Raw genomic sequence first — 12,787 nt, forward strand, 5'->3', positions numbered from 1 at the left:
AGGCGTTCAGGCAGCTATCCGACGGCTGCCGAGGCACAAGAAGGCCATCGAGGAACTGGTGCTGTTCAGCGAAAGCTTCCGCGGCTTGTGCGGAGATCTCGCCGAGGCGGAGGCCACTCTACGGCTTTGGCAAGAGTCAGGAGAGTCCGGGGCCGCCGCTCGCTGTCTCGAATACACGCATATCATCGACGGGCTGGAAGCGGAACTTCGGCAAGTGCTTCACGAGCGCGAGGCCCCGTCGAGAGAACCCCGCCAAAACTGAACGCGCCTGGCTTTTGAAACGTGGAGAATTCCAATGTCCAAGCACATGAACTGGATCTTCGCCGTCTCGCTGGCGGCAGTGGTCGCGGGGTGCGCCACCTATCCCACGGTGACCAGCCAAACCGTGATCGTTGCCGGCGTCGGGCCGGTCGAGGTCGAACAGCTCAATGTGGAGGTCGTCGACGTCATGCCGGCCGAACGCATGGTGGTTGTCCGGCAGGGCAGCCGCAGCTGGGCTGTGCTGGTGCCGGAACTCTTCGGCGACCTGCAGAACATCCGTGCCGGTGACCGGGTCGAAATCCGACGCGTCGAAGGCGTGGTCCTTAGCGCGAGACGCGCCAGGAAGGGGGCCAAGCCAGGCATCGTCTATACCGAAGCGGTCAGCGGCCCGCCCTTCCAGAACCTGCCTGATAAATACGTCGTCCGCTCGCTGGCAATCACTGCGCGCTTCGAGAGTTTCGATCCGGCAACCGGGATCGTGAACTATGTCGGCCCGGCCGGACCGCGGACCCATCAGGTCGTCGACCCCGACATCAAAATGGATCTCACGCGCCTGAAGCGCGGCGACATGGTCGAGCTGACCTTCGCCGAAGGCTTCCATTTCCAGAAAAACTGAGCCCATCGGCTCTGCCGCGCGCGAGGCACGAGGCGGTCGACCTCAGGCACGAGCAGCGATCAGGAGAGGAGTTCTCGGCTATGTCGATCGCACACGAAAACCTGAAGGCCGACACGCTGGCCGACGAGAGCTTCATGTCCGCCGATGATCTGCGGGCCTACATGACCGACCTCGAAATGGCCAAGGCCTCCAAGATGGTCGGCGCCATGGACAAGGCCGAGGAGGCGCGCCGGAAGCTGGTCGCCACCTTGCAGAAGGAGATCGCCGTAACGCCCGAGAAGATCGCCGAGGTCAAGCAGAGCCTGGCGAACAAGACCCGCATGGCAGCCGGGCGAGGGGAGACGGAGGTTCTCGTCATGCGCTTTCCGAGCGCGCTCTGCACGGATAAGGGCCGGTCGATCAACAATGCCGAACCCGATTGGCCGACGACGCTGACGGGAAGGCCGCGGCAAGCCTATGAGTTCTGGAAGGAACATTTGCAGCCTGCCAATTACAAGCTTCGCGCGATCATCATCGACTGGCCGGGCGGCTTGCCCGGCGATGTCGCTTTCTATCTCAGTTGGTCCTAGCGCAGACGGAGGCCGGCCATGAAAGCCGATGCTGGCGAGCCCCTGAAAAGAAAGCCTTATGAACGCAAGCTGCGTGACCTGCACGAGGAGTTGGTCAAGCTCCAGGAATGGGCGCAGCATGCCGGCGGCAAGGTCTGCATCGTCTTCGAGGGGCGCGATGGTGCCGGCAAGGGTGGTGTGATCAAGGCCATCACGGAGCGGGTCAGCCCACGGGTCTTCCGGGTCGTCGCCCTGCCGCCCCCGACCGAGCGTGAGCGCTCGCAAATGTATGTCCAGCGATACCTGCCCTATCTGCCGGCAGCGGGCGAAATCGTGATCTTCGATCGCAGCTGGTACAACCGTGCGGGCGTCGAGCGGGTCATGGGCTTCTGTACGGAAGACCAGGCCAAGGGGTTTCTTCAGAGCGTATCCGGCGTCGAGAAGGCCATCGTCGATTCCGGCACGATTCTTCTGAAGTACTGGCTCGAAGTCGGTCAGGATGAGCAGACGCGCCGCATGCAGGAGCGCATCAATGACCCCAGGAAGATATGGAAGCTTTCTCCGATGGACCTGAAGTCATACTCGCGCTGGTCTGATTACTCGCGCGCGCGCGACGAGATGTTCCGCGCCAGCGATACGTCGTGGGCGCCGTGGTACGCCGTCCACTCCGACGACAAGCGCCAGGCGCGGCTCAATGTCATCTCTCATATTCTCGGCTCCATTCCGTATCAGGCGCCGCGCCGACACAAGGTAAAACTCCCGAAACGGCAGAAATCGAACGGCCCCGAGGAGCTCGATTTCGCACGGAACTGGATCGGTTAGAGTTAGAATTCTGTTGTTGTGCGATCGCGTAGAATTGCAGAATGGTTTCGGCGAAACCTTTTGCGAAGATCGCCGTCGTACGACGTTTTGCCTGCATTGGGGATTTCGCATGGCAGCTGGCCTCCACCCTTTGGCGCCGCACCATCTGCCGGCTTTCATCACCGCGCCGGGCGAGACCGACACGCTGATGATCGTCACGGGGGTGTTTCTGCTCTTGGCGGTACTAGGCGTGGGCTTGCTTTTCCTGCGCCTGCACACCCTTCCGGAGCGGATGGCGCATAAATCCCAGAAGCTGCAGTTCGAGATCGTGGCCGTACTAGGCCTGCTCGCCCTCTTCACCCACGTGCATCTGTTCTGGGTGGCGGGCCTGTTGCTCGCCTTGATCGAAATCCCGGATTTTTCGGGGCTGTTCGGCAGAATGGCGCACGCGCTCGAACGTATCGCCGGGGTGGCGCCGCGTTCGACGGCAGGAGACGATGCTGCCGCCCAAGCGCAGCCTGACCCCAGACCCATCGAGAAGGTGGGCTCCACCGCCAATGAAGGGGGGCAGGGGGATGCTTGAACTTCTGGTCTGCTCGCTGCTGACGATCGTCCCCGATTACCTCTACCGGCGGTATGGGCAGGGTAAGCGCCTCGGCAAGGAAATCACCTTCTATTCGGTCTGGTTCGAACTGCGATGGGGCATCACAGCCTGCCTGATGCTCACGATCGGCCTGATCACGGTGATCTTCTACAACCACCCGTCCACGACCAACGCTACCCTGTTCTTCCGGACCGTCCCCATCGTTCCTGAGACGAACGGACGCGTCGCGGAGATCAATGTCGGCATCAGCGGCACCGTCGCGAAGGGAGATCCGATCTTCCGGCTGGACAGCAGCAGGCAGCAAGCGGCCGTCGAGGTGGCGCGGCGCAAGATTGTTGAGACCGAGGCAGCGATCACTGTCGCCAAGGCCGAGATTCTGGCTGACGAGAGCAAGATCCTCGAGGCCAGGAGCGCCTACAAGCAGGCGCTCGATGAACTTGAGACCAAGCAGGAACTCCGGCGCCGCAACGATGACATCGTCGCCAGGCGCGAGATCGAACGGCTCGAGAATCTGACGGCCGGCCGCGAGGCCGCCCTCGCGGCCGTCGTCGCGGCAAAGGAGACGGCACAGGCCCGGATCACGACCCTGCTGCCGGCCGAGAAGGCGAGCGCCGAAGCCGCTCTCGCACAGGCGCAGACGGATCTCGACAAGACGATCGTCAGGGCCGGGGTGAACGGACGCATCGAGCAGTTCACGCTGCGCGTCGGCGACGTCGTCAATCCCCTGTTGCGGCCAGCTGGCGTGCTGATCCCCGAGGAGGCCGGACGCGTCGCCTTGCAGGCCGGCTTCTCGCAGATCGAGGCACAGGTCCTGAAGGTCGGCATGGTCGCCGAAGTGACCTGTATGTCAAAGCCCTGGGTCGTCATCCCGATGGTGGTGACGCATGTGCAGGATTTCATTGCCGCGGGCCAGTTGCGCGCTGGCGAGCAACTGGTCGACGCGCAGCAGATCTCGAAGCCAGGCACCCTGCTGGCCTTCCTTGAGCCACTTTATGCCGATGGGCTGGATGGCGTCACGCCGGGCAGCACCTGCATAGCCAACGCCTATTCCAGCAACCACGAATTGATCGTTTCCGGAAAGCTCTCGACGACGCGAAAGATCGTGCTCCACGCCGTCGACGCAGTGGGCCTTGTTCACGCGCTTCTGCTGCGCATTCAAGCGCTCATACTGCCGATCCAGTCGCTGGTGTTTGGCGGCCATTAAATCGACCGGCGCGAATCCTGGGTTTAATTGTGTCTGGCAGATGGCCGGTCGGATCATCCATTCCTATCCGGTCGCGAGGGCGATCCGCAAAGGGGGCGCGAAGCGCCTCAGGGCGATCGTCCTCAAGCCTCGCATCCTGCGCTAACCCACTCAGCCGGTATCAGACGCCGCTGTCGAAAGGCGTAGCGACGTGACATGCGCCTCGTGGACCACAATCAGGCGACGGGTCGATCGATTCGGCGCGACCGCCGGCTTTTGCAGACGCTGTGAACTTGACTGGCCGGCGGGAACCGATCCAGACTCCGCTTTAGCGGTCAGCCCCAAAGATGGCGTCCGATGTGCTCGGCTTCATCGCTTGGTCATTCGAGAATGTCCGCGCCGTTGCGCCAGGCGGTCTCGCCGAACGGGGCCTGCAGGGCCGCCGGATAATTGGCGCGGAAATAGTAGGTTCCTCGCCGCCCTCAGGAGGCGCTCAGCATCTCATCTCCGCCCGGGTGCAGCACTCCGGTGCAGTAGATTCGGGGCTTTTCCCTGAGATTCTCTGCACTTAGAGAAAAACCCACGCCTTGGCGGTGTGATGGCGGAAGGGGTGGGATTCGAACCCACGGTGGGCTTGCACCCACGGCGGTTTTCAAGACCGCTGCCTTAAACCACTCGGCCACCCTTCCGGTGAGCGTTCAATGCCGCCCGGACATTCGATTTGCAAGAGGGCTTGCGTTTCCCGCTGCATTTTGCGGGCGAAAGGGCGCCAAGGACGCCGTCAAGCGGCTGGAAACACATGTTGGCGGACCGTGGCCTCCAAGCCACTCGCGGTGGAAAAATGGCGAAGTTCTGTTCGTCGGGTTGACAGGGGCCGCTTTTCGAACACCTTTGTGCCCGCTCAAGGCAGGGACGTCCTGTTCGGCGAGGCCTCGAATGCAGGTCATTCGCTATTTAACGGTCCCTTAAAGGAATTGGCCGAAAACTCGGTCAAGCCGTGCATGCGGCTTGGGCGAAGCCGTGGTTTTTTGGCGCAGAAAGCGGAACGAGCAGAATGATGCGAGACGCCAGCTCTTCGTCCAAGGCGATTTCCAGCTCAGCCGGGCCGAATGCAGTGTCTCCTCCTGTCCCTTCCATTGCGCGTTTGGGCTGCGTCGTCCTGGCCGGGCTGTTCGTCGCGAACTGCGCCGGCAATCAGGTCGCCGGTCGCCGCTCGAAGGAGATCGGCGCTTTCCCGCAATCGAAATACGGTCCCGCCAGCCCGCGCGTCATCGCTGAGGGCGAAGACGTGCCGAAGGGCGGCGGCCGCCAGCTCGTCGGCAAGGCCTATTCCGTCGCCGGAAAGCGCTACGTGCCCTATGAGAAGCCGACGGGCTTTACGGCCGTCGGCACCGCGTCCTGGTACGGCGAGGCCTTCCATGGCCGGCGCACCGCCAATGGCGAGGTCTACGACCGCAACAGCATCTCTGCGGCGCACCCGACCATGCCGCTGCCGGCATATGCGCGCGTCACGAACCTGATGAACAACCGCTCGATCATCGTGCGGGTCAACGATCGCGGCCCCTATCACGGCGGCCGTCTGATGGACGTCTCCCAGAAGACCGCCGATGCGCTAGCCTTCCGCCATCTGGGTACTGCGCGCATCAAGATGGAATATCTCGGCCAGGCCTCGCTCGCCGGCTCCGACGACAACCTCCTGATCGCAACGTTGCGGACCGATGGCAGCCCGGCCCCGATCCCGGGCACAAGCGCGCGGACCATGGTCGCCAGCGCGGAACCCGTGGCCACCGCACGCTCGCGCAGCGCCGATCTCGATACCCAGGCCCCAACCGAGCCCGAGCCGCTTCCCGTCGCGAGCCAGCCTGTCGCTCATGCCTATGCGCCTCCGGTGACGCGTACCATCACGCCTTCGGCGCCTATGATGGCCACACTGGCCTCGACAAGCTCCACGCCCGTGGAGGCCACGCCGGTCCGTGCCGCGCCGCTCCCTCCGAGTCGGCCTTTCGATCTGGACACCATCGCTAACGCCGGGAAGCCGGTCGCGGTTCCCGCGACGCTTCGATCGACCTTACCGCCGCAGCGCGGGACTTCCGCGAGCCTGCTGAACACGCCCGGGAACGGCCTCGCCAAGGGCCAGCCGGTCAACAGGCTTGCTTTCCAGGCCGTCCTGCCGCCGACGCGGAACTGACGCCAATTCCCTTGACCTGATACGGGCGCTCTGCTTCACATCGAGGCATGAGCGCCTTGTGTTATGCGAAGCTGTCTGCTGCGGCTCTGCCGCCGGTTCGGCGGCTGGGCAACGGCTTGCTCGTCCTGCTCGTCTGGCTGGGTCTCTCAGTCACCGCACACGCACAGAGCTTCCAGTCGCAGGCTCCGTTCGCTGTCCTGCTCGATTCGGATACCGGCGCCGTCCTCTACGAAAAGGCGGCCGACGAGCTGATGGTCCCGGCCAGCATGGCCAAGCTGGCGACGGTGCTCGTCGCCTTCCAGGATATCGGCGCCGGGCGCCTGTCGCTGGATGGCGAGATCGGCATTTCCGAAAACGCCTGGCGCAAGGGCGGTGCTCCCTCGGGCGGCTCGGCAATGTTCGCCATCGTCAACAGCCGGATCAAGCTTTCCGACATTCTGCAGGGCATCATCGTGCAGTCGGGCAACGATGCCTCGATCGCCCTGGCCGAGGCCATCGCCGGCGACGAGCCGACCTTCGGGCGCATCATGACTGAACGGGTGAGGGCGCTCGGCCTGACGAAGTCGGTGTTCCGCAACGCGACCGGCATGGCCGACCCGCAGCAGCGGGTCACGGCGCGCGAGCTCGCGCTCCTCGCGGAGCACATCATCAAGACCTATCCCGAGTTCTACAAGATCTTCGGCCAGCGCGAATTCACCTGGAACAAGATCCGGCAGCAGAATCGCAACCCGCTGCTGGCGATGGATATCGGCGCCGACGGGCTGAAGACCGGGAATATCGATGAGTCTGGTTTCGGTCTCGTCGGCTCGGCCGTGCAGAACGGGCAGCGCCTGATCGTCGTGGTGAATGGCCTGAAGACGGGGCGGGACCGCGCGAGCGAAGCCCGCAAGCTGCTCGAATGGGGCTTTCGCGCCTTCGAGCGCCGTCAACTCTTTGCGGATGGCGAGACCGTCGGCGAGGCCAGCGTCTATGGTGGCGAGAAAGGCCGCGTCGCCCTGCGAAGCAAGGGAGCCGTCAGCCTGCTGATGCCGCGGGGCAGCGCGGAACGCCTGGCGGCACGCATCGTCTATCGCGGGCCCCTGACGGTTCCGGTTCAGGAAGGTGCCGAGGTGGCGCGTCTCCTGGTCACCCGCGGGGACACCAAGACATTGGATGTTCCGCTATACGCGGCCGAGACGGTGAAGGCCGGCTCGCTGCAGAGCCGCGCGCTCGACGCTCTGTTCGAGGCGACGACGGGCTGGGTCCGCAAAGCGTTCGGCCGGAGCTGAGCTAGTCACGTGAGCAGAGGATATTTCATCACGCTCGAAGGCGGGGAGGGTGCCGGCAAATCGACGCTGGCGCGCGCGCTTGCCACGCGCCTCGGCGAGGCCGGCTTCACCGCCAGGACGACGCGCGAACCCGGCGGCTCGCCGAAGGCGGAAGCCATTCGCGAGATGATCCTCGCAGGGCAGGTCAAGGACTACGGCACCTTCGCCGAAGCGCTGATGTTCTCGGCAGCCCGGATCGACCATATCGACAGCCTGATCCGCCCGACGCTGGATCGCGGCGAATGGGTGATCTGCGACCGCTTCATCGATTCGACCCGCGTCTATCAGGGCGCGCTCGGCAAGATCGATCCAACGCTGCTGGCCGAGCTCGAAGCGGTGACCATCGCCGGGCTGATGCCCGATCTCACACTGATCCTGGACCTCGACCCCGAAATCGGCCTCGCCCGAGCCGCCAGGCGTCGTCGGCCGGGAGAGGCGGTCGATCGCTTCGAAGGCGAGGCGCTCGCCTTCCATCGCAATCTCCGGCAAGCCTATCTCGACATTGCCGACAGGGAGCCACAGCGCTGCGTCGTGCTGGATGCGACGCTCCCGGCCGAAGAGCTTGCCGAAACCGCATGGGAAGCCGTAGGTCGGCACCTGCCCATCGAAGCGGAAGCGTGATGCGAGAGACCAGCGACGAACCCGACCGGCTGCCGATTGCGCCGCATCCGCGCGAGACGCTGGGCCTGATCGGCCACGAGGCTCAGGAACGGGCTTTCCTCGATGCCGTCATATCGGGCCGCATGCACCATGCCTGGCTGCTGGGCGGGCCGGAGGGCATCGGCAAGGCGAGCTTCGCCTATCGCGCCGCCCGCTTCATGCTCGCCGCCGGCGATCCTCCCGCTCGCGCCGCGGACAAGACCGATCTCGCCATGCCGGAAACGGATCCGGCGACGCGGCGCATCATGGCGCGATCGCATCCCGATCTGCATGTGCTGCGGCGCATCCCGAAGCCCGACGGCAAGAGCTATACGAGCAACATCCCCGTCGATGCTGTGCGGCGGGTGATCGACCGCTTCGGCGCCAGTGCCGCCGAGGGCGGCTGGCGCGTCTGCATCGTCGATTCCGCCGAGGACATGGACCGCTCGGCCGCCAATGCGCTGCTAAAGCTGCTGGAGGAGCCGCCGCCGCGGGCGCTCTTCCTGATCGTCGCGCATGCGCCGGGGCGGATGCTGCCGACGATCCGCTCGCGCTGCCGGCTGCTGAGCTTCGCTCCGCTGGGAGAGGCGGGCGTGATCGAGGCCGGCCGTCTTGCGCTCGAGCGGATGGAGTCGCCCTTCGACGATTCGGCGCTGCTGCGCGCGGCGAAGCTCGCCGAAGGCTCGGTCAGGCGGGCGCTGACCTATGTCGATCCCGAGACTTTGGCGCTGGTCGAAGCGGTGAGGGCGAGGCTCGACGCGCTGCCCCAGGTCGACATTCCGGCCCTGCTCGCCCTCGCGGAGGATGTCGCCGGCAAGGCCGGCGAACGCGACTTCGCCGTGATGATCGAGACGGTCCAGGGCTGGATCTCGGACCACCTCCACGCGCATGCTGCAGCGCAACCGGCGCGCCTTGCACCACTGGCGGAGGTATGGGACAAGTTGGGCCAGGCGGCGCGCGAGGTCGAGACCTATAATCTCGACCGCCGGCCGCTGGTGATGACCCTGTTTCATGATCTGTCGGCTGCGGTTTCCCGTTCGCGCGCAGCGTGAAGCGAAGCTCTCGGACAGATGATGGCCACGGCCCCGAAATTCTACCTGACGACCGCGATCCACTACACCAACGGGCCGCCGCATATCGGCCACGCCTATGAGATGGTGGCGTCGGATGCGATCGCGCGTTTCAAGCGGCTCGATGGCTACGACGTCTTCGCCATGACCGGCACCGACGAGCACGGCCAGAAGGTGCAGCGCACGGCGGCGCAGAACGGCCTTTCGCCGAAGGAATTCGTCGACAAGATCGCGGCGCGCTTCCAGGAGATGGAGCAGGCTCTCGGCTGCTCCTTCGACCGCTTCATCAGGACCACGGACCCCGACCACAAGGTCTCGACCGACGAGCTCTGGCGGCGGATGGAGGCCAATGGCGACATCTATCTCGCCAAGTATTCCGGCTGGTACTCCGTGCGCGACGAGGCCTTCTACGGCGAGGAGGAGACGACGCTCCAGCCCGACGGCACGCGGCTGGGCGGGCAGGGCACTCCGGTCGAGTGGGTCGAGGAGGAAAGCTATTTCTTCCGCCTCGCCTCCTATCAGGACGGGCTGCTGAAGCTCTACGAGGACGTCCCGGACTTCATCTCGCCGGAGACGCGCAAGAACGAGATCGTCTCCTTCGTGAAGGGCGGGCTCGAGGATCTCTCGATCAGCCGCACGACCTTCGACTGGGGCCTGGCCGTGCCGGGCAATCCCAAGCACGTGATGTATGTCTGGGTCGATGCGCTCAACAACTACCTGACCGGCACGGGCTTCCCCGATCCGGAAAGCCCGCGCGCGCATTACTGGCCGGCCGACGTACACATCATCGGCAAGGATATCGTGCGCTTCCACACGGTGTACTGGCCGGCTTTCCTGATGTCGGCGGGGCTGCCGCTGCCGAAGCGCGTCTTCGGCCACGGCTTCCTGCTCAACAAGGGCACGAAGATGTCGAAGTCGCTCGGCAACGTCGTCGATCCCTTCGACCTCGCCGCGACCTATGGCGTCGACCAGCTGCGCTATTTCTTCCTGCGCGAGGTCTCCTTCGGCCAGGACGGCAACTATAGCCACGACGCGATCATCGGCCGGATCAATGCGGATCTCGCCAACGACCTCGGCAACCTCGCGCAGCGCTCGCTTTCGATGATCGCGAAGAACTGCGAGGGCGGGGTGCCGCCATGCGGAACGCTGACCGAGCCCGACGAAGCCATGCTCGCCATGGCCGATGGCGCGCTCGCGAAGGCGCGCGAGGCCATGACGGACTTCGCTCTTCATAGCCTGCTGGCCGATCTCTGGGCCGTGGTGGCGGAAGCGAACCGCTATTTCGCCGCCAACGAACCCTGGCGCCTGACCAAGACCGATCCGGCGCGGCGCGACACCGTGCTCTACGTCACGATCGAGGTGCTGCGCGAGGTCGCGATCCTGGTGCAGCCGGTGATGCCGGAGGCGGCGGGCAAGCTGCTCGACCTGCTCGGCGTCGCGGCCGATGCACGCAGCTTCGCGTCGATCGGAGCCGGACACCGCCTTGCCAGCGGCACGCCGCTGCCGGCGCCGAGCGCGATCTTCCCGCGCTATGTCGAGCCCGAGGACGGGCAGGCAGCCAAGAGCCTCTAACAAAACCCGGCGGGGTCTCGATGAGCTTTGGAGGAGTCGCATGCCAGGAGGAGCGCGCAGCCGATACCCGTCGGTATCGGCAAGTCGTTCCGACGCCGCAGGCGGCCCTCCAAAGCTCACCTTCGGCGCCGGGAATTCGGCCGCCCGCCGTGTCGCGGCGCTTGCCGATACCAATGGTATCGGCTTCACCCCGCTCCTGGCGGAGCGTTCGAATTGCCGGCGTCGAGACCCCGCCGGATTTTGTTAGAGGCTCTCGATGCTGATCGACACGCATTGCCATTTGGACTTCCCGGACTTCGCCGAGGAACTGCCGGCCTATGTCGGCCGGGCGGAAGCCGCGGGCGTCGGGCGGATGGTGACGATCTCGACACGCGTGGCGCGCTTCGCCGATTATGCCGCCATCGCCGAGCGGTTCGCGTCGGTCTGGTTCTCGGTCGGCACGCATCCCCACAACGCCCATGAGGAGCTCGACGTCACGGCCGAGCGCCTCGCGGAGCTGTCGCGCCATCCGCGCTGCGTCGCCATCGGTGAAGCCGGACTCGACTATCGCTACGATTCGAGCCCGCGCGAGGCGCAGGCGCAAGGCCTTCGCACTCACATCGCGGCTGCACGGATGACGCAGTTGCCGCTCGTCATCCATTCGCGCGAGGCCGACGACGACATGATCGCGATCCTGCGGGAGGAAACGGGGAAGGGCGCCTTCCCTGCGATTCTGCATTGCTTCACGGCCGGCGAGGCTCTCGCCATGGCCGGTGTCGAGCTCGGGCTCTACGTCTCCTTCTCGGGAATACTCACCTTCAAGACCTCGGAGAATCTGCGCCGCATCGCCCGGATGGTGCCGCGCGAGCGCCTGCTGGTCGAAACGGATGCGCCCTATCTGGCCCCTGTCCCGTTCAGAGGCAAACGCAACCAGCCGTCCTATGTGGTTGAAACAGCGAAGGTTCTCGCGGAAACCATCGGGGTTTCCTTCGACGAGATCGCCCGGATCACCAGCGAAAATGCCCGCCGCTGCTACTGGAAGATGGATCATGCCGCGCCCGTCGTGCAGGTCGCCTGATCGCACGCCATGACGCTGACGGTGACGATCCTCGGTTGCGGTTCTTCGGGTGGCGTGCCGCGGCCGGGTTCCGGCTGGGGCGCCTGCGACCCGGCCGATCCGAAGAACCGCCGGCGCCGCTGTTCGATCCTGGTAACGCGCTCAGGACCGGACGGCACGACGCGGGTCCTCGTCGACACATCGCCGGATCTGCGCGAGCAGCTTCTCTCGGCCGATGTGCCGGCGCTCGACGGCGTGCTGATGACGCATGACCATGCCGACCACACCCACGGCATCGACGACCTGCGCGGCCTTGTCCTGCATACGCGTCAGCGCATCCGAATCTACGCGGACACGACGACGGAAGCCTCGCTGCGTTCGCGCTTCGGCTATCTCTTCGAGACGCCGGCCGGCAGCTATTATCCGCCGATCCTCGATCTCGACCAGATCACGGCCGGACGAAGCCAGATCATCGACGGTGCCGGCGGGCCGATCACGGCATTGCCGTTCCGGGTCGAGCACGGGCCCAATTACGAGGCGCTCGGCTTCCGCTTCGGCGACCTGGCTTATCTGCCGGATGTCAGCCTCATCCCGCCGGCCGCGATGGGAGCCATGGCTGGCCTCAACGTCCTCATTATCGACTGCCTGCGCGAGACGCCGCATCCGAGCCATTTCCACCTGGAGCAGTCACTCGAGGCGATCGCGACACTGAAACCGCGACGCGCGATCCTGACCAACCTCCACATCGATCTGGATTATGCGAGCCTGTCCAGTCGCTTGGCGGACAATATCGATATGGCGTTTGATGGAATGACGGTGACGGCCGCGGCATAGGCCGAGGGAGCCAGCCGCTTCTCCGGGCAGCAAGATAGTTCCATAATATGTCTTATGCGAATCCAGGCTACCCCCTGCGCTGACCAGTCCGGTACCGGGTCATAACTACCGGCAAGCCCCGTCAGCCG

12 protein-coding genes and 1 tRNA gene are annotated in these 12,787 nt (G+C 64.9%); 12 read left to right on the forward strand and 1 reads right to left on the reverse strand.

Going from position 1 to position 12,787, the window contains the following annotated elements:
- Nucleotides 1–295 precede the first annotated feature (295 nt).
- The 5 genes from AC1DVA_RS03415 (at nucleotide 296) to AC1DVA_RS03435 (ending at nucleotide 4,034) form a co-directional block, all read left to right on the forward strand.
- Nucleotides 296–877: a hypothetical protein gene (locus AC1DVA_RS03415; RefSeq protein WP_476804968.1), complete on the forward strand. Its 582-nt coding sequence runs from the start codon at nucleotides 296–298 to the stop codon at nucleotides 875–877.
- 80 nt (nucleotides 878–957) lie between these two features.
- A complete protein-coding gene (locus tag AC1DVA_RS03420) occupies nucleotides 958–1,446 on the forward strand; it encodes a hypothetical protein (protein WP_265053472.1) in 489 nt (162 codons plus the stop codon).
- A gap of 18 nt (nucleotides 1,447–1,464) precedes the next feature.
- On the forward strand, nucleotides 1,465–2,247 hold the full coding sequence (ppk2, locus tag AC1DVA_RS03425; protein WP_476804969.1) for a polyphosphate kinase 2: 783 nt from the start codon (nucleotides 1,465–1,467) through the stop codon (nucleotides 2,245–2,247).
- Between the two features lie 109 nt (nucleotides 2,248–2,356).
- On the forward strand, nucleotides 2,357–2,809 hold the full coding sequence (locus tag AC1DVA_RS03430; protein WP_476804970.1) for a hypothetical protein: 453 nt from the start codon (nucleotides 2,357–2,359) through the stop codon (nucleotides 2,807–2,809).
- The gene (locus tag AC1DVA_RS03435; protein WP_476804971.1) at nucleotides 2,802–4,034 is read left to right on the forward strand and encodes an HlyD family secretion protein; all 1,233 of its coding nucleotides are present in this window, start codon (nucleotides 2,802–2,804) and stop codon (nucleotides 4,032–4,034) included. The genes AC1DVA_RS03430 and AC1DVA_RS03435 overlap by 8 nt, the downstream gene beginning before the upstream one ends.
- Before the next feature lie 578 nt (nucleotides 4,035–4,612).
- On the opposite strand, the gene AC1DVA_RS03440 is transcribed toward AC1DVA_RS03435, so the two are convergent.
- A tRNA-Ser gene (locus tag AC1DVA_RS03440) sits at nucleotides 4,613–4,702 on the reverse strand.
- A 425-nt stretch (nucleotides 4,703–5,127) separates the two neighbouring features.
- Here AC1DVA_RS03440 and AC1DVA_RS03445 point away from each other — a divergent pair.
- The 7 genes from AC1DVA_RS03445 (at nucleotide 5,128) to AC1DVA_RS03475 (ending at nucleotide 12,659) form a co-directional block, all read left to right on the forward strand.
- On the forward strand, nucleotides 5,128–6,201 hold the full coding sequence (locus tag AC1DVA_RS03445; RefSeq protein ID WP_476804972.1) for a septal ring lytic transglycosylase RlpA family protein: 1,074 nt from the start codon (nucleotides 5,128–5,130) through the stop codon (nucleotides 6,199–6,201).
- A gap of 47 nt (nucleotides 6,202–6,248) precedes the next feature.
- Nucleotides 6,249–7,469 (forward strand): D-alanyl-D-alanine carboxypeptidase family protein, encoded by a 1,221-nt coding sequence (locus AC1DVA_RS03450; protein WP_476804973.1) that lies wholly within the window; start codon nucleotides 6,249–6,251, stop codon nucleotides 7,467–7,469.
- 9 nt (nucleotides 7,470–7,478) lie between these two features.
- The gene (gene tmk / locus AC1DVA_RS03455) at nucleotides 7,479–8,129 is read left to right on the forward strand and encodes a dTMP kinase (RefSeq protein ID WP_476804974.1); all 651 of its coding nucleotides are present in this window, start codon (nucleotides 7,479–7,481) and stop codon (nucleotides 8,127–8,129) included.
- Nucleotides 8,129–9,199 (forward strand): DNA polymerase III subunit delta', encoded by a 1,071-nt coding sequence (locus tag AC1DVA_RS03460; RefSeq protein WP_476804975.1) that lies wholly within the window; start codon nucleotides 8,129–8,131, stop codon nucleotides 9,197–9,199. The genes tmk and AC1DVA_RS03460 overlap by 1 nt, the downstream gene beginning before the upstream one ends.
- 21 nt (nucleotides 9,200–9,220) lie before the next feature.
- Nucleotides 9,221–10,789, forward strand: coding sequence for a methionine--tRNA ligase (gene metG / locus AC1DVA_RS03465; RefSeq protein WP_476804976.1), 1,569 nt, complete (start codon nucleotides 9,221–9,223; stop codon nucleotides 10,787–10,789).
- Nucleotides 10,790–11,045: 256 nt separating this feature from the next.
- Nucleotides 11,046–11,846: a TatD family hydrolase gene (locus tag AC1DVA_RS03470; protein ID WP_476804977.1), complete on the forward strand. Its 801-nt coding sequence runs from the start codon at nucleotides 11,046–11,048 to the stop codon at nucleotides 11,844–11,846.
- Between the two features lie 9 nt (nucleotides 11,847–11,855).
- Entirely contained in the window at nucleotides 11,856–12,659 is an 804-nt protein-coding gene (locus AC1DVA_RS03475; protein ID WP_476804978.1) for an MBL fold metallo-hydrolase, read from the forward strand.
- Nucleotides 12,660–12,787: the final 128 nt, after the last annotated feature.

The organism is Allobosea sp. P4_C6 (genome assembly GCF_056402015.1).